The following is an 18,141-nucleotide window of genomic DNA, read 5'->3' as shown; positions in this document are numbered from 1 at the left end:
CCAGGTCGACCGACTCCGGCGACCGCCGTCGGGTCTCGACGGCCGCACACGGACGCTCAGCGACGCTACACGCGCGTTCGGCGCCTCGCAGGGGTCTCGCGCCGACCGGCCCCGCCGCGAAGATCACCGTGCGTGATGGCTCACGCGGCGGAGCGGGACGTGGCGAACTGGGTGTGGTAGAGGTCCGCGTAGCGGCCGCCCCGCTCCAGCAGGGCGTCGTGGGTCCCCGACTCGACCACGCGCCCGTGCTCGACCACCGCGATGACGTCGGCCGCCCGCACGGTCGAGAGCCGGTGGGCGATCACGACCGCGGTCCGGCCGACCAGCGCCTCGCTCAGTGCCTCCTGGACCGCGTGCTCCGACTCGGAGTCCAGGTGCGCGGTGGCCTCGTCGAGGATGACCACGCGCGGCGAGGCCAGGAGCAGGCGCGCGATCGTCAGGCGCTGGCGCTCACCGCCCGAGAGCCGGTGCCCCCGCTCCCCCACCACCGTGTCGAGGCCCGCGGGCAGCTCGTCGAGCAGCTCACCGAGCCGGGCGCGGACCATCGCGTCGCGCAGCTGCTCGTCGGTCGCGTCCGGCGCGGCGTAGCGCAGGTTCTCCCGCACCGTGTCGTGGAACAGGTGCCCGTCCTGCGTGACGACGCCCACGGCGCCGCGGAGGTCGGCGAACGCCAGCGCGCGCACGTCGACGCCGCCGATCTCGATCGCGCCCGAGTCGACGTCGTAGAGCCGCGGCAGCAGCGAGGCGATCGTCGACTTCCCCGCCCCCGACGGCCCCACGAGGGCGAGCATGCGCCCGGGTCCGACCGTGAGGTCGACGCCGTGCAGGATCTCGTGCCCCGCCCGGTCGTCGAGTCGCGAGACCTCCTCGAGCGAGGCGAGGGACACCGCGGACGCCGCGGGGTAGGTGAACCGCACGTCGCGGACCGCGATCCCCACCGGGCCGGCCGGCAGCGGGGTGGGGTCCTCCGGCTCGGTGAGGGCGGGCTGCAGGTCGAGGACCTCGAAGACCCGCTCGAAGCTCACGAGGGCGCTCATCACGTCGATGCGGGCGTTCGCCAGCGAGGTCAGGGGCGAGTACAGGCGGGTGAGCAGCAGCGCCAGGCTCACGACGATGCCGGCGTCGAGCGTGCCGGTGACCGCGAGCCAGCCCCCGAGGCCGTAGACCAGCGCCTGGGCCAGCGCGGCCACGAGCGTCAGGCAGGTGAGGAAGACCCGGTTGACCATGGCCGTCCGGACCCCGACCGCGCGCACCCGGTCGGCCCGCGCACCGAACTCGTCGGCCTCCGCCCCGGGGCGGCCGAACAGCTTGACCAGCGTCGCGCCGCCCGCGGAGAACCGTTCGGTCATCTGCCCGGTCATCGCCGCGTTGAGGTCCGCGGACTCGCGCTGCAGGGCCGCGATCCGCCGTCCCATCCGCCGGGCGGGCAGCACGAAGATCGGCAACAGGATCAGCGCGAGCAGCGTGACCTGCCAGGCGAGCGCGACCATGACGACGACGGCGAGGACCAGCTGGATCACGTTGGTGACGAGGCCCGAGAGCGTCGACGTGAACGCGCGCTGGGCCCCGATCACGTCGTTGTTGAGTCGGCTGACCAGCGAGCCGGTGCGGGTGCGCGTGAAGAACGCGAGCGGCATCCGCTGGACGTGGGAGAACACGGCCAGGCGCAGGTCGTAGATCAGGCCCTCGCCGATCCGGGAGGAGAGCCACCGCTCGCCGAGGGTGAGGCCCGCGTCGAGCACGGCCAGGCCGGCGATGACCAGCGCGATGCCGACGACGACCGACCCCGGCTCGCGATCCGTGATCGCGGTGACCACGCGCCCGGCCAGCACGGGCACGGCGACGCCGACCACGGCCGACGCCGTGGCCAGCGTGAGGAACACCGCCAGGGCGCGGTGATGTCGGCGCGCGAAACGCCAGATGCGCGGCAGCGTGCCCTTCGGCACCGACCGCGGCAGGCTGTCCGCCCGGGCTGCGGACTGCATCAACGACCAGGCGTCCATGGCTGCCCGCTCCCGTCGTCCGTGAGGTTCGTGTACTCCGAGCGTGCGACCTCGACCATGGTCGAGGTCAAGCGGACGCCACGGAGCCGGCTGGTGGTGTCAACCGGGGCCTCCGGGAGCGGGGATACCCCTCGTGGGCGAGGGGCCCTCCCGCTACTTCTTCTTCGTGCGCGTGGCGCCTCCGCGCCCGCGCAGCGTGACACCGGACTCCGACAGCACGCGGTGCACGAATCCGTACGACCGGCCGGTGGACTCGGCCAGGGAACGGATGCTCGCGCCCTTCTCGTACTTCTTCTTCAGATCCGTGGCGAGCTTGTCCCGCTGGGTGCCGGTGATCCGCGCACCCTTCTTCAGATCGGCCATCTCGATCTCACCCCTCGTCCGACCGCAGGTCCGGTCGACCCATGATGATCGCCGAGTGGGGTGTGCGCCACGGCACATTTCCCGTGATCGGTAAGCGGTTGGGCCGATCGGAGTGATCGACGTCCGTTCGCAGGACAGCCTTGGTTAGCTGCGATAACGAGCCCACGGGCCGTGGTCAGGCGAGCTCGACCAGTTCCAGGTGCTCGGCCGAGAAATGGTCCTCCGTGCCGTCGGGCAGCAGGATCACGCGCTCGGGCTCGAGTGCCTCGACCGCACCCGGGTCGTGGGTGACGAGCACGACCGCGCCCTCGAAACGCCGCAGGGCGTCGAGCACCTTCTCGCGGCTGGCCGGGTCGAGGTTGTTGGTCGGCTCGTCGAGCAGCAGGACGTTGGCCGCACTCGACACGAGGCCCGCGAGCGCGAGACGGGTGCGTTCGCCGCCCGAGAGCGTCCCGGCGGGCTGCTCGAGCTGCTCGCCCGAGAACATGAACGCCCCCAGCAGCGTGCGCAGCTGCTGCTCCGGGGTGTCCGGGGCGGCGCTGCGGGCGTTCTCCCAGACGGTGCGGTCCATGTCGAGGGTGTCGTGCTCCTGGGCGAAGTAGCCGGTGCGCAGGCCGTGGCCGGCCTGCACGTCGCCCGTGTCGGGTGTCTCGGCGCCCGCGAGGATGCGCAGCAGCGTGGTCTTGCCGGCGCCGTTGAGCCCGAGGATCACGACGCGCGACCCGCGGTCGACGGCCAGGTCGACGCCGGTGAACACCTCGAGCGACCCGTAGGTCTTCGACAGGCCCTCGGCGGTCATCGGCACCCGACCGCACGGGGCCGGGGCCGGGAAGCGGATGTGCGCCACCTTGTCGTCGACGCGCTCCTCGTCGAGCCCGTCGAGCATCGCCTGCGCGCGGCGGGCCATCTGCTTCGCGGCGACGGCCTTCGTGGCCTTGGCGCCCATCTTCGCGGCCTGGGCCTGCAGCGCGCCCGCCTTCTTCTCGGCGTTCGCCCGCTCGCGGCGGCGGCGGGCCTCGTCGTCGGCGCGTGCCTGCTGGTACTTCTTCCAGCCCATGTTGTAGACGTCGAGCTCGCCGCGCGTGGCGTCGAGGAACCAGACCTTGTTGACGACGTCGCCGATGAGCTCGGTGTCGTGGCTGATCACCACCAGCCCGCCCTCGTGGGCCTGCAGGAACGAGCGCAGCCAGCCGATCGAGTCGGCGTCGAGGTGGTTGGTCGGCTCGTCGAGCAGCAGCGTCGTGCCGGCGTTGCCCCCGGTGTCGCCGCTGGCGGCGAACAGGATGCGGGCCAGCTCCACACGCCGGCGCTGGCCGCCGGAGAGCGTGCCCAGCGGCTGGGCGAGGACCCGGCCGGGCAGCCCGAGGTTCGAGCAGATCCGCCCGGCCTCGCTCTCGGCCGCGTAGCCGCCGAGGTCGGCGAAACGCTCCTCGAGGCGCCCGTAGCGGGCGATCGCGCGGTCGCGCGCCGCGTCGTCGGCCATCTCGGCCATCGCGGTCTGCGTCTTCTCCATGTCGCGCAGCAGCTCGTCGAGCCCGCGGGCCGAGAGCACGCGGTCGCGCGCCAGCACGGTGAGGTCGCCCTCGCGCGGGTCCTGCGGCAGGTAGCCGACGGGCCCGGTGGAGCGGACGGTGCCGCCGTAGGGCTCGCCGACCCCGGCGAGGGAGCGCAGCGTCGTCGTCTTGCCCGCGCCGTTGCGGCCGACCAGTCCGATCCGGTCGCCCGGTTGGACGCGCAGCGTCGCCCCGGCGAGCAGGACGCGGGAGCCGGCGCGCAGCTCGAGATCGGACGCGGTGATCACGGGGAGGGGTCTCCGAGGAGGGTCGTGGCGGGCGGACGGGGCGCCCCGCGGACCCCTCCAGTGTAGGCGACGGCCTCCGCCGACCCGCCGCTCTAGGGTGCGGCCATGACCGAGCCCACTGCCCCCGCCCCGGATCTCGCCGGACGCTCCGCGCTCGTCACCGGCGCCAGCCGGGGCATCGGCCTGGGCGTCGCCCGCCACCTGCTCGACCGCGGTGCCACCGTGACCATCACCGCCCGCAAGCAGGAGGCGCTCGACGACGCGGCCGCGTCGCTGGGGGCGCCGGACCGGGTCCTCGCCGTCGCCGGCAACTCGGGCGACGCGGGCCACCGGAGCGCCGCCGTCGACGCCGCCGTCGAGCGCTTCGGCTCGCTGGACGTGCTGGTCAACAACACCGGCATCAACCCGCAGTACGGGCCGCTGGTGCACGCCGACCTCGCCGCGGTCTCGAAGATCTTCGATGTCAACGTCGTCGCGGCGCTCGGCTTCGTGCAGGAGGCCCACCGGGCGTGGATGGGCGACCACGGGGGCGCGGTGGTGAACATGGCCTCGGTCGGCGGCCTGCGCTCGAGCGGCGTGATCGGCGCCTACGGCGCCTCGAAGGCCGCGCTGATCCGGCTCACCGAGGAGCTCGCCTGGGAACTGGGGCCCGCGATCCGCGTCAACGCCGTGGCCCCCGCTGTGGTGAAGACGCGGTTCGCCGAGGCGCTCTACGCGCACGGCGAGGAGGAGGTCGCGTCGCGGTACCCCATGAAGCGCCTCGGGACCCCCGAGGACGTCGCGGCGCTCGTCGGGTTCCTGGTCTCGGACGCCGCGTCGTGGATCACCGGGGAGACCGTGCGGGTCGACGGCGGGATGCTCGCCACCGGCCACACGTGAACACAACGGCCACCTCAACCGGACACGGGCACAATGAAGGTGATCGGGAGGTGATCTCGCATGGGGCTCTTCGACAGGTTCCGCCGCGGCGGGGGCGCGAGCGGTGTGGGCGGTGGCGGCTTCCGCCAGGTGCTCGACCGTGAGGGCGGGCCGGCCGACCTCGAGCACCTCCGGGCCTTCGCGAAGACCCGCGAGGGCGTCGCCTTCTACATCGAGCCCGAGACGACGGCCACCGACACCACGGTGGTCGCGGTCGCGTTCGACGGCGAGTGGACGCGGCGTCGGGTCGGCACGCCCCGGGCGGCGGAGAAGCTCGCGCGCTCGGTGAAGGTGGCCTGCCACGACGTCACCGTCACCGGCTACCCGCCGGAGATGCGCGCGTGGAACGCCCGGGCGAAGGCCGACCGCGCCGCGCTCGAGGAGATGGCCCGCGCGGAGTCCGATCTCCGGGACGACCGCGAGCGGTGAACCCCGCACCGGTCGCCGACGTCGTGATCGCCGGGGCCGGACCGGCCGGGCGGTCGCTCGCCCGCGCCTGCGTCGCGCTCGACCTGCGCACGCTGCTGGTCGACCCGCGCCCGCACCGCGCCTGGACGCACACCTACGGCGCGTGGGCCCACGAGCTGCCCGCCGACCTGCCCGTCGACGTCGTCGCCGCCCGCGGGCGCGGGGTCGCCATCGCCCGGCGCACCCACGAGCTCGACGACGAGTACGCCGTGCTCGACACCGCCGCGCTCCAGGAGCACCTCACCGACCCGGCCGTGGCGGTGCGGCGGGGCCGCGCCGTCGCGGCCGTCCCCGTCGGGCCCGGGCGCCACCCGGCGGTCCTGCTCGACGACGGGACCGTGGCGGCCGGCCGGGTGGTGGTCGACGCGACCGGCGCGCGCCAGGCCCTGGCCCGCCGCGGCGCGGCGCGCGGGCTCGACGGCGGCCGGCCGCGCGCCGAGCAGACGGCCTACGGCGTGGTGGTGCCGCGCGCGGTCGCCGCCCGGGTCAGCGGCGACCGCCTGCTGTTCATGGACTGGCGCCCGGCGCACGGCCGTCCGGGCTGGCCGACGTTCCTCTACGCCGTCCCGCTGGACGCCGAGCGGGTGCTGCTCGAGGAGACCTCGCTCGCCCGCCGTCCCGGGCTCGCGATGCCGGAGCTGCGCGACCGGCTGCGGGCCCGGCTCCGCGCCGCGGGCCTGGCCGACGCCGAGATCCCCGAGGGTCCCGCCGACGTCGAGAAGGTCCGCTTCCCCGTGGACTCGCCGCGGCACCGCTCGCCGGCGGGGGTGGTCGCGATCGGGGCGGCCGACCCCGTCGTGCACCCGGCCTCGGGCTTCAGCCTCGCGACCTCGTTGCGGATGGCGCCGCGCCTGGCCGCGGTGCTCGGCGACGCGCTGCGCGGCGGCCACGACCCGGCCGACGTCGCCCGCGCGGCCCGCACGGTCGTCCGCTCCCCCGCTGCCCGCACCGTCCACGCGCTGCGCCTGCGCGGGCTGGAGACGTTGCTCGCCCTGCCGCCCGGCGAGGTGCCGGCGTTCTTCGACCGCTTCTTCGCGCTGCCGCCCGTCCACCGCCGGGCGTATCTCGACGCCCGCGAGGACGTCGCCGCATCGTTGGCGGCGATGACCTCGTTGTTCGGTCGACTGTCGCCCCGCCTCCGGCTCCACCTGATCAGGGGAACCGTGCTCGGGGCCCGGAGCGTCCGAACGGAGCAGTAGCGGTACGCTCGTGAACCGAAATCGTGACGGGTTCGTGACCCGCCACCGACGGAGGGAGTACTCCGCGATGGGTGCCTACCAGATCGTGGCCGTCGGCACGGACGGCTCCGAGTCGTCGTTCCGCGCGGTCGACCGCGCCGCCGGGATCGCGGCGGACAGCAAGGCGACGCTGCTCATCATCTGCGCCTACAAGCCGAGCAGGGACACCGGCGGCGCCGAGCAGGCGCTCGGCGAGGACGCCGCGTTCCACGTCGTCGGCTCCACGCCGGCCGAGGAGACGCTGCGCGACGCCCGCGAGCGGGCCGCGGCCAAGGGCTCGGTCGACATCGACACCGTCGCGGTCGAGGGCGACCCGATCGAGCGCGTGATCGAGGTCGTCACCGACCGCAAGGCCGACGTCGTCGTCGTCGGCAACCGCGGTCTGAACAGCCTGGCCGGGCGCCTGCTCGGCTCCGTGCCCCAGGGCATCTCGCGGCGCGCCGGCAGCGACGTCCTCATCGTCCACACCACGTGACGGGCGGCCCGGATCCGGACCGGGCCGACCCGGAGCGGTGGGGCCGGGCCCGGGAGCAGATCGAGGAGCTGCTCCTGGGCGGGCCGCGGAGCATGACGCGCGGCGAGGTCCACGAGCGCACCGGGCTCTCGCCGGAGCACACCTCGCGGCTGTGGAGCGCGCTCGGCTTCCCGAGCACGCCCGACGACGTCCGCGCGTTCGCCGAGGCCGACCTGGACGCCCTCGCGCTGTCCGGCCGCCTCCTCGACGAGGACACGTTCGACGAGGCCGAGGAGCTCGCCGTCGCCCGCGCCCTCGGGCAGGGCCTCGGCCGGCTCGCGGAGTGGCAGGCGACCCTCGTGCGCCGCACGATCGCCGACACCGGCCACGCCGACGACCCGGACGCCGTCGTCGCCGCCGTCGAACGGCTCGTGCCCTCGCTGGAGCGGCTGCAGACCTACGTCTGGCGCCGCCACCTCGCCGTCACCGCCGGCCGCATGATGTCGAGCCTCGCCCGGCCCGAGGACGAGGACTACTCCGAGAACCGCGTCGTCGTGGGCTTCGCCGACATCGTCGGCTTCACCAGCCTGAGCCGGAAGATCGACGAGGTCGAGCTGCGCGCCCTGCTCGAACGCTTCGAGACCGTGTGCACCGAGGTCGTCGCCCGCCGCCGCGGGCGGATCGTCAAGACCCTCGGCGACGAGATCCTCTTCGTCTGCGAGCGCGTCGAGGACGCCGTCGACATCGCCTTCCGCCTCCACGAGGACGTGCCCGGCGACGACGAGCGCCTCTCCCTGCGCGTGGGCCTCGCGCTCGGCGACGTCCTCCCCCGCTACGGCGACGTCTACGGCCCCGTCGTGAACATCGCCAGCCGCCTGACCTCCGAGGCCCGCCCCGGCACGGTCCTCGTGGACGAGGACCTCACCGACGCCCTGCGGAGGACGGACCTCGACCTCGACATCCGCGCGGTCCCCCAGCTCTCCGTGCGCGGCTACCGCCACCTGCGCCCCCACGTCGTCCGCGAGAAGACGTAGCAGCGTGCCTCCCGGTTCGCAGCGAACGCCCTATCGGCGTGCTCAACCGGGACGTTCGCTGCTTCTGGGCGAGCAAAGTCCCCGTTGATCACCAGCCTCGACGGCGAGGCGAGCCGGCGTCGACGGCGAGATCAGGAGCGCGTCACGTACCCGACGTGACGTGCCGACGTGGAGGGAGCGCCCCTGATCTCGCCGAGGGCGGGTCAGGTGGTGACGACCTCGCGGAACCGCGCGCCCGCCAGGTGCTCGGGCACGTAGCGGTCGGCGGCGAGGAACCAGGCGACGGCGGCCAGCGCGACGGCGATGCCCGCCGCGATCATCCCCACGACGATCGAGGCCCCGTCGCGCTCGGGCGTGACGGACGGTCCGTCGGGCAACGGCCCCGCCACGACCGCGACGATCGCCAGAGTCATGACCGCCGCGGGCCAGGCCGGATCCAGTCGCCGGCACGCGACGAGCACCGCCACCGCCACGACCGCCAGACCGGCGGTGATCGGCGACCAGTAGGTCAGGTCGCCCCAGGACCCGACCAGCCCCGGCGCGTACAGCACGACCCCCATGAGCACCGCGAGCGCGGCGGCGACGGACCCCGCGGCCACGAGGCGCGACCACACCCTCGGGACCGGCCCGGCCGATCCCTGCGCCAGCATCAGCGCGGCGACCACGACGACGGGGAGCACCGCGGTGCGGGCGTCGACGAGGTCGAACGGCATCGGCAGGTAGCGCGCGTCGCGGCCGACGAGCGGGCCGAGCCCGGCGCTCACGTCGAGGATCCCGATCGGGACCGCGAGGCTCAGCGCCACACGCCGCCACCCGGCGAGGAGCAGGACGAGCGCCCCGAGCCACAGCAGCTCGTGGAACCCGAAGGGGAGGATGTCGTCCGAACCCCAGGTCGGCGAGCTGTCGACCAGGTGCCCGCTCGCGTCCAGGTCCCACCTCGGCTCGGCCGCGAGCCGGACCTCGATGGCGGACCCCGCCCTCCACACGGCCTTCGAGGCGAGCACCGTCAACCCGGCGATCGCGACGAGCCACAGGGTCGCCGCCGACGGACGTCCCGCGGCGCCGAGGCGGGTGACGACGGCCAGGCGCACGGTGGCGGCGACCTCGCCCGCACCGGGGCGGACGTCGGATCCGGACCGGCCGGCGAGGTACACCTCGACCATCTCGTCCCCGTAGCGCTCCCGGTACCAGGCCGGGAGCAGACGCAGCAGCCGCCGGTAGCGGTCCTCGGTGCTCATGCGCTCGCCTCCCCCGCGAGACCGGCGGCGGGCACGTGCCCGCGCTCCAGGGCGACCTGCGCCATGCGCGCGCGTCGGCCGGCGTCGCGGACCAGCGACGCCATCCCGGCGTCGGTGATCCGGTAGTAGCGCCGCGCACGACCCTGGTGGATCTCCTCGCGGTCCGGCTCGACGAGGCCGTCCGCGCAGAGCCTGTCCAATGCCCCGTAGAGGGTGCCGACCTTGAGCGTCACCTCGCCGTCGGAGAGCCGGCTCGCGGCCTGGACGATGCCGTAGCCGTGCATCGGCTCCTGCGCGAGCGCGGTGAGGACGAGGAACGTCTGTTCCGAGAGTGATCGCCGTGCCATGGGCGAATATATATCGCAGTGCGAACCATCGAAGCAAGCGCTGGTAGTCCGGAAAGACGACAGCGCCCCCACCGCTGGGAGGCGGCGGGGGCGCTGTCCGGGCGAACGTCAGACGGTGAAGCCGAGCGCGCGGAGCTGCTCGCGCCCGTCGTCAGTGATCTTGTCCGGGCCCCACGGGGGCATCCAGACCCAGTTGATGCGGACGTCCTTGGCCAGACCCCCGCCCGGACCCTGGGTCAGCGCCGCACGGGCCTGGTCCTCGATGACGTCGGTCAGCGGGCAGGCCGCGGACGTCAGCGTCATGTCGAGGGTGACGACCGGGCCGGCCTGGCCGTCGGAGCCGTCGTGGACGTCGATGCCGTAGAGCAGGCCGAGGTCGACGACGTTGATCCCCAGCTCGGGGTCGACGACGTCGCGCATGGCCTCCTCGAGGTCGTCGATCGAGGGCAGGTCGTCGGTGGTGGCGGGGGCCTCGGGCATCCCGGCCGCACCGCGCTGCACGGTCTCTTCGGTCATGAGCTACCTCCAGAGGCTTGAGCCTGGGCGACCGCGTCCTTGAACGCCAGCCAGCCCAGCAGCGCGCACTTCACGCGCGCCGGGTAGGCGGCCACGCCGGCGAAGGCGACCGCGTCGTCGAGCACGTCCTCGTCGGGCTCCACCTTGCCGCGCCCCTGCACCATCGCCTGGTAGGCGTCGAGCGTGTCGAAGGCCTCGCCGACGGTGTGCCCGACCAGCAGGTCGTGGGCCACCGAGGTCGCCGCCTGGCTGATCGAGCAGCCCAGCGCGTCGTAGGAGAGGTCCTCGACCTTCGCGTCGCGACCCTCCCCGCCGGAGAGGTGCACGCGCACGGTCACCTCGTCGCCGCAGGTCGGGTTCACGTGGTGGACCTCGGCCTCGAACGGGTCGCGCAGCCCGCGGCCGTGCGGGTTGCGGTAGTGGTCCAGGATGATCTCCTGGTACATCGAGTCGAGCTTCACGCCTGCACCGTCCCGAAGAACTCTTGCGCCCGGCGGACACCCGCCACGAGCGCGTCGACCTCGTCGAGCGTGTTGTACACGTGGAAGCTCGCGCGGATCGACGACTGGACGCCGAAGGCGCGGTGCAGCGGCCACGCGCAGTGGTGCCCGACGCGCACGGCGATGCCGGAGTCGTCGAGCACCTGCGAGGCGTCGTGCGGGTGGATGCCCTCGATCTCGAAGGCGACCGCTCCCCCGCGGGCCTCGGTGGTGCGCGGGCCGATGATCGTGACGCCGGGCAGGTCCTGGAGCTTGAGCAGCGCGGCGCCGGTCAGCTCGTTCTCGTGGGCCTTCACCGCGTCCATGCCGATCGCCGAGAGGTAGTCGACGGCCGCGCCGAGGCCGATGGCCTGCGACGTCATCGGCACGCCGGCCTCGAAGCGGGCCGGCGGCGGAGCGTAGGTCGAGCCCTCCATGCGGACCAGCTCGATCATCGAGCCGCCGGTGAGGAAGGGCGGGAGCGCCTCGAGCAGCTCGGCGCGCCCGTAGAGCACGCCGATGCCCGACGGACCGAGCATCTTGTGCCCGGAGAAGGACGCGAAGTCGACGCCGAGCGCGTGGAGGTCGACCGGCGCGTGCGGCACCGACTGGCAGGCGTCGAGCACCGTGTAGGCACCGACCTCGCGGGCCCGGCGGACGAGCTCCTCGACCGGCGGCACGGTGCCGAGCACGTTCGACTGGTGCGTGAACGCGACGACCTTCGTCCGCTCGTTGATCACCGTCCGCGCCTCGTCGGAGTCGAGGTCGAGACGCCCGTCGCGCGTGACGGAGAACCAGCGCAGCGTCGCCCCCGTGCGCCGGCAGAGCTCCTGCCACGGCACGAGGTTGGCGTGGTGCTCCATCTCGGTGGTGACGATCTCGTCGCCCGGGCCGAGCCGGAAGCGCTCCGCCGCCGGGTCGACGCGCTCGCCGACCGAGGCGTTGCCCATCGCGTACGCCACGAGGTTGATGCCCTCGGTGGCGTTCTTGGTGAGCACGATCTCGCCGACGTCCGCGCCGACGAACGCCGCGATCCGCTCGCGCGCGGACTCGTAGGCGTCGGTGGCCTCCTCCGCCAGGGCGTGCGCCCCGCGGTGCACGGCGGCGTTGGACGTCTCGAGGAAGTGCCGCTCCGCGTCGAGTACCTGGCGCGGGCGCTGCGACGTGGCGCCGGAGTCGAGGTAGACCAGCGGCTTCCCGTCGCGGACGGTGCGGCTCAGGATGGGGAAGTCCGCGCGGAGCTTCTCGACATCGAGGGTCGCACCCGTGGCGGAGGGTGCGAGAGCTGTCATGCCGGCTGCTCCTCCTTGTCGGCCGCAGCGCCCGTGAACCGCACGTAGCCGTTCTCCTCGAGCTCCTCGGCGAGCTCGGGGCCGCCGGACTCGGCGACCCGGCCGTTCACGAACACGTGGACCTTGTCCGGCGCGATGTAGCGCAGGATGCGGGTGTAGTGGGTGATCAACAGGATCCCCACGTCCGAGTCCGCCTTGTAGTCGTTGACGCCCTTGCTCACGACGCGCAGCGCGTCGACGTCGAGGCCCGAGTCGGTCTCGTCGAGGATCGCGATCCTCGGCTTGAGCAGCGCCATCTGCAGGACCTCGTGGCGCTTCTTCTCGCCGCCGGAGAAGCCCTCGTTGACGCTGCGCTCGGCGAACGCCGGGTCGATCTCGAGGTCGGACATCGCGCCCTTGACCTCCTTGACCCAGTGCCGCACCTTCGGCGCCTCGCCACGCGTGGCGGTGGCGGCCGAGCGCAGGAAGTTCGACATCGAGACGCCGGGCACCTCGACGGGGTACTGCATCGCGAGGAACAGCCCGGCGCGGGCGCGCTCGTCGACGGCCATCTCCAGGACGTCCTCGCCGTCGAGGAGGACCTGGCCCTTCGTGACCGTGTACTTCGGGTGGCCCGCGATGGAGTAGGCCAGCGTGGACTTGCCGGAGCCGTTGGGACCCATGATCGCGTGGGTCTCGTTCGAGCTCACGGTCAGGTCGACGCCGCGCAGGATCTCCTTGGGACCGGACTCGGTCTCGACCTCGACGTGCAGGTCGCGGATCTCGAGGGTGGACATCAAGCCTCTTTCACTACGTGGTGGAAGTGTTCTAGTTGCCAGCCAGATCAGGAGCCGATGGCCTCGAGCTCGGCCTCGATGGCCGCCTCGAGCCGGTCGCGCAGCGCGGGGACGCGGATCTTCTGGATGACCTCGCCGAAGAAGCCGCGGACCACCAGCCGGCGCGCCGCGGCCTCGGGGATGCCGCGCGCCATCAGGTAGAACAGCTGCTCGTCGTCGAACCTTCCGGTCGCGCTCGCGTGGCCGGCGCCGACGATCTCGCCCGTCTCGATCTCGAGGTTCGGCACCGAGTCGGCGCGGGCGTTGTCGGTGAGCAGCAGGTTGCGGTTGAGCTCGTAGGTGTCGGTGCCCTCCGCCGCCTTGCGGATCAGGACGTCGCCGATCCAGACGGTGTGGGCGGCCGTGCCACCCTCGGCGCCCTGCAGCGCGCCCTTGTACATGACGCGCGAGCGGCAGTGGGCCACCGAGTGGTCGGCGAGCAGGCGCTGCTCGAAGTGCTGCCCGCCGTCGGCGAAGTACAGCCCGTCGAGCTCGACGTCGCCGCCGGGCGCCCGGTAGTTGATGACCGGCGAGAGGCGCACGAGGTCGCCGCCGAGGGTCACCGAGGTGTGCCGGATCGTCGCGTCGCGACCGACCGAGAGGTGCTGGGCGCCGACGTACACGGCGTCGTCGGCCCAGTCGTGCACCTCGACGACCTCGAGCTTCGCGCCGTCGGCGACGACGAGCTCGGTGTTCGCCGCCACGGTGCCCGACCCGCGGTGGTCGAGGACCACCACGGCCTCGGCGTGGTGCTCGAGACGCAACTGCAGGTGGGTGTACGCCACCTGGCCCTCACCGGGCCCGGTGATCGTGACCGTGAGCGGCGCGTCGTCGGAGCGGGCCTCGTTCACCGAGACCACGTGGGCCTCGGTGAACGCCGACCACGCCTGCGCCGCGACACGGTCGGCGGGGATGCCGCCGTCGCCGAGACGGGCGTCGTCGCGGCCGACGACCTCGTGGCGGGTGCCGGACCCGGTCAGGTCGTCGGCGCTGTCACCGAACCCGGTGCGCACCGCGACCTCGACCCGACCGGTGGCCGACGCCGAGCCGTCGTGGAGCCCGCGCAGGCGGCGCAGCGGCGTGAAGCGCCACTGCTCCTCGCGCCCGCGCGGGACCTCGAAGGCCTCGACGTCGTACGACGTGTGCCGCTCCTCCCAGGGAGCGATCTTCGGCGAGGACGCCGTCCTGATGCCCGGGTCCACGTCGAGGACCGGGGCGTCGGGGGCGTCGATCACGCCGCCCCCGGACTGAGCCACGGGCTCACTCATCCGACAGCGCCCTCCATCTGCAGCTCGATCAGGCGGTTGAGCTCGAGCGCGTACTCCATGGGCAGCTCGCGCGCGATGGGCTCGACGAACCCGCGCACGATCATCGCCATGGCCTCGTCCTCGGTGAGGCCGCGGGACATCAGGTAGAAGAGCTGGTCCTCGCTGACCTTCGAGACGGTCGCCTCGTGGCCCATCGTCACGTCGTCCTCGCGGACGTCGACGTACGGGTAGGTGTCGCTGCGGCTGATCGTGTCGACCAGCAGCGCGTCGCACTTCACCGTCGACCGCGAGTGGTGGGCGCCCTTGTTGACGCGCACGAGCCCGCGGTACGAGGTGCGCCCGCCGCCGCGAGCCACCGACTTCGAGATGATCGTCGACGACGTGTGCGGCGCGAGGTGCACCATCTTGGCGCCCGCGTCCTGGTGCTGGCCCTCGCCGGAGAACGCCACCGAGAGCACCTCGCCCTTGGCGTGCGGGCCGGTGAGCCAGACGGCCGGGTACTTCATGGTCACCTTGGAGCCGATGTTGCCGTCGACCCACTCCATGGTCGCGCCCTCGTCGGCCTTGGCGCGCTTGGTGACCAGGTTGTAGACGTTGTTCGACCAGTTCTGGATGGTCGTGTAGCGGCAGCGGCCGCCCTTCTTCACGACGATCTCGACGACCGCGGAGTGCAGGGAGTCCGACGAGTAGATCGGCGCCGTGCAGCCCTCGACGTAGTGCACGTACGCGTCCTCGTCGACGATGATCAGCGTCCGCTCGAACTGGCCCATGTTCTCGGTGTTGATCCGGAAGTAGGCCTGCAGCGGGATGTCGACGTGGACGCCCTTGGGCACGTAGATGAACGAGCCGCCGGACCAGACCGCGGAGTTCAGCGCGGAGAACTTGTTGTCGCCGGCCGGGATCACCGAGCCGAAGTACTCCTCGAACAGCTCCGGGTGCTCACGGAGACCGGTGTCGGTGTCCATGAAGATGACGCCCTGCGCCTCCAGGTCCTCACGGATCTGGTGGTAGACGACCTCGGACTCGTACTGCGCCGCGACGCCCGCGACCAGGCGATCCTTCTCGGCCTCGGGGATCCCGAGCTTGTCGTAGGTCGCCTTGATGTCCTCGGGGAGGTCGTCCCAGGTGGCGGCCTGCTTCTCCGTGGAGCGCACGAAGTACTTGATGTTGTCGAAGTCGATGCCCGAGAGGTCGGAGCCCCACTGCGGCATCGGCTTCTTCTCGAAGGTGTTCAGCGCCTTGAGACGCGACTGGAGCATCCAGTCCGGCTCGCTCTTCTTCTCCGAGATGTCGCGCACGACCGCCTCGTTCAGGCCGCGCTGCGCGCTCGCCCCGGCGACGTCGCTGTCGTGCCACCCGAACTGGTACTGCCCGAGCGACGCGAGGGTCTCCTCCTGGGTGAGCTCGGTGCTCGGGGCGGCGGGGGTGGTCCGCTCCGCGGAGGTGGTCATACGACCTGCCTTCCCTTGACGTCGGTGGTGGTGGGGTCCTGCGGTCCCGGCTGTCGGGGCACGTGGGTGGTGCACGCGGCGTCGCCCCGCGCGATCGTGGACAGCCGCTGGACGTGGGTGCCCAGGAGCTCGGCGAAGACCTCGGTCTCCGCCTCGCACAGCTGTGGGAACTCGGCGGCCACGCCGGCCACCGGGCAGTGGTGCTGGCACAGGGCCTCTCCCGCCGAGGTGGCGCGCGTGGAGGCCGCATAGCCCTCCCGGGACAGGGCGCCCGCGAGCGCCTCGACCCGGGCCGACCGGTCGGCGTGCGTGCCGATCCGGTCGCCGTCCTCGGCGAGCATGCCCAGCACGCGGCGGCGGGCGAACGCGCGGACCGCGTCCTCCCCCACCACGTCGGACAGCTCGCGCAGCGCCGCCACGGCCAGCCCGGCGACGTCGTCCTCACCCGCCCCCGCCCGGCGGCGGCCCTGCTCGGTGAGGAGGTGCTCGCGGGCCGGTCGGCCGCGCCCCCGCCCGGCGGCGCGGGGTGCGTCGCGGGTGGAGACGGTGCCGTCGGCGACGAGGGCGTCGATGTGGCGGCGCACCGCGGCCCCCGACAGGCCCAGCATCCCGGCGAGATCCCTCGCCGTGGTGGGCCCGTGCTCGAGGAGCCGCCGGACGATGAGGTCCCGCGTGCGGCCGTCGTGCCCGTCGGCAGCGACCATGGTCCTCACCTCCTGAACGCTCGACTGAGGGCAGCCTTCTTTTTGACAACACCAGTCTTGCGTATTTGTCGGCGACGGGCAAAGCGGGCCCCCGGATCGGGACGGTGATCGCCCTCACGAAGGGTCACCTCACCTGACGGCCGCCCCCCGGAGCCCCGGCCGGGCACCGGGTACGGCGACGGGGGCGTCGGTGCGCCTCGGTATCGTCCCGACCCGTGACCGGGACGGCGCAGGCCCCGCGAGCGGACGCGGTCGCGGTGACGCCCCCCGGGGCGACGCCGCCCCCGCCGACGCCCGACGAGCGCCGCCGCCTGCGCACGGTGCGCCGCTTCGGCACCACCGGCTCGCTGCTCATGGCCGTCGGCGCGCTCGGGTGCGGCGCCACGCCGGCGCCCGCCTACAACCCCCTGCTCGGCACGCGGGTCCTCGGGCTCTGGGGCCGGATGCCGACGGTGTCGCTCACGCTCGCCTACATCGGCATGGGCATGCTCGTGCTCGCCTGGCTGTGGCTGGGGCGGCTCGCGTGGCCGGGCCGCGTGCGGCTCTCGGTCCGCCAGCTCACCCGCATCCTCGTCATGTGGATGGCGCCGCTGGCCGTCGCGCCGCCGCTCTTCTCCACCGACGTCTACGGCTACCTCTCGCAGGCCGAGGTCGTCTCGCGCGGGTTCGACCCGTACGTCTACGGCGCGGCACAGGCCCTCGGGCTGTCCGATCCGCTGGTCGCGAGCATCCCGACGATCTGGCGCACGACGCCGTCGCCGTACGGCCCGGGCTTCCTGACGTTCGGGCGCCTGATCACGGGGATCGCCGGCGACGACATCGTCCTCGGCGTCTACCTGCACCGGGCCCTCGCGCTGGCGGCGCTCGGCCTCGTCATCTGGGCGGTGCCCCACCTGGCCCGTCGCGCCGGGGTCGAGCCGATCGCCGCGCTGTGGCTCGCGATCAGCCCCCTCGTGCTGTTCCACCTGGTCAGCGGCATCCACAACGACGCGATCATGCTCGGGGTCGTCCTCGCCGGCATGGAGATCGGCATGCGGCGCTCGTGGGTGCTCGGCGCGATGCTCATCGGGCTCGGCGCCTCCGGGAAGATCCCGGCGGTCGTCGCCCTGGGCTTCCTCGCCGCCTACGTCGCGCACCAGCGCGGCGGCGGCTACGCGCGGCTGATCCGCTACGGGGCGGGGTGCGCCGGTATCGGGCTCGGGATGGTCGTGGCCGTCTCGGTCGGCAGCGGGCTGGGCTTCGGGTGGATCCCGGCCCTCGCCGTGCCCAACCTCCTGCGCAGCTGGCTGTCGGTCACCACGGATCTCGGGGTGCTGGGCGGCTGGCTCGGCGGGATCCTCGGCCTGGGCGACCACACCGACGCCGTGCTCGACCTCACGCGCGCCGCGGGCCTCGGGGTGGCCGGCATCGTCTGCGTGGTCCTCGTGGTCATGGTGCTGAACGGACGCCTGCACGCCGTGGCGGGCATGGGCTACGGCTTCGGCGCCGTGTTCCTCGCCGGGCCCGTGCTGCACCCCTGGTACCTGCTGTGGGCGGTGGTGCCGCTCGCGGCGTCGGTGCGCAACCCCCGCATCCGCGGGTTCGCGGTCGCCGTGTGCGCGATCGTGGCGCTGCTCGTGCCGCCGACGGGCGCGGACTTCTCGTTCCGCACCTACCAGCTGCCCATGGCGATCACCGCCGCGGCGCTGCTCGCCCTGGTCCCGCTGTGGGCCGTGCACGGGCGCGTGCCGCGGACACCCGCCACCTAGGCTG

Annotated in this window: 18 protein-coding genes and 1 pseudogene; 6 read left to right on the top strand and 13 right to left on the bottom strand. The window is 73.2% G+C overall.

The features are described 5' to 3' along the window. Positions 1–140 precede the first annotated feature (140 nt). From ACR9E3_RS01060 to ACR9E3_RS01045, 4 genes and pseudogenes are all read right to left on the bottom strand, one after another. Positions 141–2,003 carry an ABC transporter ATP-binding protein gene (locus tag ACR9E3_RS01060; protein WP_460377763.1) on the bottom strand — a complete coding sequence of 621 codons (1,863 nt, stop codon included), beginning with the start codon at positions 2,001–2,003 and terminating at the stop codon, positions 141–143. A gap of 153 nt (positions 2,004–2,156) precedes the next feature. Further along, on the bottom strand, positions 2,157–2,366 hold the full coding sequence (locus ACR9E3_RS01055) for a helix-turn-helix domain-containing protein (protein WP_116707459.1): 210 nt from the start codon (positions 2,364–2,366) through the stop codon (positions 2,157–2,159). A gap of 175 nt (positions 2,367–2,541) precedes the next feature. Beyond that, positions 2,542–3,513 (bottom strand): ABC-F family ATP-binding cassette domain-containing protein, encoded by a 972-nt coding sequence (locus tag ACR9E3_RS01050; protein ID WP_460378365.1) that lies wholly within the window; start codon positions 3,511–3,513, stop codon positions 2,542–2,544. 78 nt (positions 3,514–3,591) lie between these two features. Further along, positions 3,592–4,137 (bottom strand): annotated as a pseudogene (locus ACR9E3_RS01045) (ATP-binding cassette domain-containing protein); the annotation flags it as partial. Positions 4,138–4,272: 135 nt separating this feature from the next. On the opposite strand from ACR9E3_RS01045, the gene ACR9E3_RS01040 reads away from it, so the two are divergent. The 5 genes from ACR9E3_RS01040 (at position 4,273) to ACR9E3_RS01020 (ending at position 8,279) form a co-directional block, all read left to right on the top strand. Then, on the top strand, positions 4,273–5,046 hold the full coding sequence (locus tag ACR9E3_RS01040) for an SDR family oxidoreductase (protein ID WP_460377761.1): 774 nt from the start codon (positions 4,273–4,275) through the stop codon (positions 5,044–5,046). A 60-nt stretch (positions 5,047–5,106) separates the two neighbouring features. Then, positions 5,107–5,514 carry a hypothetical protein gene (locus tag ACR9E3_RS01035; RefSeq protein ID WP_460377759.1) on the top strand — a complete coding sequence of 136 codons (408 nt, stop codon included), beginning with the start codon at positions 5,107–5,109 and terminating at the stop codon, positions 5,512–5,514. After that, entirely contained in the window at positions 5,511–6,752 is a 1,242-nt protein-coding gene (locus tag ACR9E3_RS01030; protein ID WP_460377757.1) for a lycopene cyclase family protein, read from the top strand. The genes ACR9E3_RS01035 and ACR9E3_RS01030 overlap by 4 nt, the downstream gene beginning before the upstream one ends. Before the next feature lie 67 nt (positions 6,753–6,819). After that, the gene (locus ACR9E3_RS01025) at positions 6,820–7,266 is read left to right on the top strand and encodes a universal stress protein (protein WP_460377755.1); all 447 of its coding nucleotides are present in this window, start codon (positions 6,820–6,822) and stop codon (positions 7,264–7,266) included. Continuing rightward, the gene (locus ACR9E3_RS01020; protein WP_460377753.1) at positions 7,263–8,279 is read left to right on the top strand and encodes an adenylate/guanylate cyclase domain-containing protein; all 1,017 of its coding nucleotides are present in this window, start codon (positions 7,263–7,265) and stop codon (positions 8,277–8,279) included. The genes ACR9E3_RS01025 and ACR9E3_RS01020 overlap by 4 nt, the downstream gene beginning before the upstream one ends. A 203-nt stretch (positions 8,280–8,482) precedes the next feature. Here ACR9E3_RS01020 and ACR9E3_RS01015 read toward each other — a convergent pair whose 3' ends face one another. The 9 genes from ACR9E3_RS01015 to ACR9E3_RS00975 form a co-directional block, all read right to left on the bottom strand. Next, positions 8,483–9,517 carry a hypothetical protein gene (locus ACR9E3_RS01015; protein ID WP_460377751.1) on the bottom strand — a complete coding sequence of 345 codons (1,035 nt, stop codon included), beginning with the start codon at positions 9,515–9,517 and terminating at the stop codon, positions 8,483–8,485. Continuing rightward, positions 9,514–9,864: a PadR family transcriptional regulator gene (locus ACR9E3_RS01010; protein WP_460377749.1), complete on the bottom strand. Its 351-nt coding sequence runs from the start codon at positions 9,862–9,864 to the stop codon at positions 9,514–9,516. The genes ACR9E3_RS01015 and ACR9E3_RS01010 overlap by 4 nt, the downstream gene beginning before the upstream one ends. 108 nt (positions 9,865–9,972) lie before the next feature. After that, a complete protein-coding gene (locus ACR9E3_RS01005) occupies positions 9,973–10,380 on the bottom strand; it encodes a metal-sulfur cluster assembly factor (protein ID WP_460377747.1) in 408 nt (135 codons plus the stop codon). Continuing rightward, positions 10,377–10,841 (bottom strand): Fe-S cluster assembly sulfur transfer protein SufU, encoded by a 465-nt coding sequence (gene sufU, locus ACR9E3_RS01000; protein ID WP_460377745.1) that lies wholly within the window; start codon positions 10,839–10,841, stop codon positions 10,377–10,379. The genes ACR9E3_RS01005 and sufU overlap by 4 nt, the downstream gene beginning before the upstream one ends. Further along, positions 10,838–12,151, bottom strand: coding sequence for a cysteine desulfurase (locus ACR9E3_RS00995; protein ID WP_460377743.1), 1,314 nt, complete (start codon positions 12,149–12,151; stop codon positions 10,838–10,840). Before ACR9E3_RS00995 ends, sufU begins: the two co-directional genes overlap by 4 nt. Beyond that, entirely contained in the window at positions 12,148–12,927 is a 780-nt protein-coding gene (gene sufC / locus ACR9E3_RS00990; RefSeq protein WP_460377741.1) for a Fe-S cluster assembly ATPase SufC, read from the bottom strand. Before sufC ends, ACR9E3_RS00995 begins: the two co-directional genes overlap by 4 nt. A 47-nt stretch (positions 12,928–12,974) precedes the next feature. Continuing rightward, on the bottom strand, positions 12,975–14,234 hold the full coding sequence (gene sufD / locus ACR9E3_RS00985) for a Fe-S cluster assembly protein SufD (protein WP_460377739.1): 1,260 nt from the start codon (positions 14,232–14,234) through the stop codon (positions 12,975–12,977). Further along, the gene (gene sufB / locus ACR9E3_RS00980) at positions 14,231–15,685 is read right to left on the bottom strand and encodes a Fe-S cluster assembly protein SufB (RefSeq protein WP_285648126.1); all 1,455 of its coding nucleotides are present in this window, start codon (positions 15,683–15,685) and stop codon (positions 14,231–14,233) included. The genes sufD and sufB overlap by 4 nt, the downstream gene beginning before the upstream one ends. Then, positions 15,682–16,389: a helix-turn-helix transcriptional regulator gene (locus ACR9E3_RS00975; protein WP_460377736.1), complete on the bottom strand. Its 708-nt coding sequence runs from the start codon at positions 16,387–16,389 to the stop codon at positions 15,682–15,684. The genes sufB and ACR9E3_RS00975 overlap by 4 nt, the downstream gene beginning before the upstream one ends. A gap of 215 nt (positions 16,390–16,604) precedes the next feature. On the opposite strand from ACR9E3_RS00975, the gene mptB reads away from it, so the two are divergent. Continuing rightward, entirely contained in the window at positions 16,605–18,137 is a 1,533-nt protein-coding gene (gene mptB / locus ACR9E3_RS00970) for a polyprenol phosphomannose-dependent alpha 1,6 mannosyltransferase MptB (RefSeq protein ID WP_460377734.1), read from the top strand. The last annotated feature ends 4 nt before the right edge of the window (positions 18,138–18,141 follow it).

The organism is Actinomycetospora sp. C-140, from assembly GCF_054796175.1.
The sequence above is the reverse complement of the archived record's forward strand: the minus strand, read 5'-3'. Positions and strand labels throughout refer to the sequence as shown.

Bases quoted from the DNA above. Each gene is read 5' to 3' on its own strand.
- ACR9E3_RS01060 (WP_460377763.1), bottom strand. From the start codon at position 2,003: ATGGACGCCTGGTCGTTGATGCAGTCCGCAGCCCGGGCGGACAGCCTG.
- ACR9E3_RS01055 (WP_116707459.1), bottom strand. From the start codon at position 2,366: ATGGCCGATCTGAAGAAGGGTGCGCGGATCACCGGCACCCAGCGGGAC.
- ACR9E3_RS01040 (WP_460377761.1), top strand. From the start codon at position 4,273: ATGACCGAGCCCACTGCCCCCGCCCCGGATCTCGCCGGACGCTCCGCG.
- ACR9E3_RS01035 (WP_460377759.1), top strand. From the start codon at position 5,107: ATGGGGCTCTTCGACAGGTTCCGCCGCGGCGGGGGCGCGAGCGGTGTG.
- ACR9E3_RS01025 (WP_460377755.1), top strand. From the start codon at position 6,820: ATGGGTGCCTACCAGATCGTGGCCGTCGGCACGGACGGCTCCGAGTCG.
- ACR9E3_RS01015 (WP_460377751.1), bottom strand. From the start codon at position 9,517: ATGAGCACCGAGGACCGCTACCGGCGGCTGCTGCGTCTGCTCCCGGCC.
- ACR9E3_RS01010 (WP_460377749.1), bottom strand. From the start codon at position 9,864: ATGGCACGGCGATCACTCTCGGAACAGACGTTCCTCGTCCTCACCGCG.
- ACR9E3_RS01005 (WP_460377747.1), bottom strand. From the start codon at position 10,380: ATGACCGAAGAGACCGTGCAGCGCGGTGCGGCCGGGATGCCCGAGGCC.
- ACR9E3_RS00995 (WP_460377743.1), bottom strand. From the start codon at position 12,151: ATGACAGCTCTCGCACCCTCCGCCACGGGTGCGACCCTCGATGTCGAG.
- sufC (WP_460377741.1), bottom strand. From the start codon at position 12,927: ATGTCCACCCTCGAGATCCGCGACCTGCACGTCGAGGTCGAGACCGAG.
- sufD (WP_460377739.1), bottom strand. From the start codon at position 14,234: ATGAGTGAGCCCGTGGCTCAGTCCGGGGGCGGCGTGATCGACGCCCCC.
- sufB (WP_285648126.1), bottom strand. From the start codon at position 15,685: ATGACCACCTCCGCGGAGCGGACCACCCCCGCCGCCCCGAGCACCGAG.
- ACR9E3_RS00975 (WP_460377736.1), bottom strand. From the start codon at position 16,389: ATGGTCGCTGCCGACGGGCACGACGGCCGCACGCGGGACCTCATCGTC.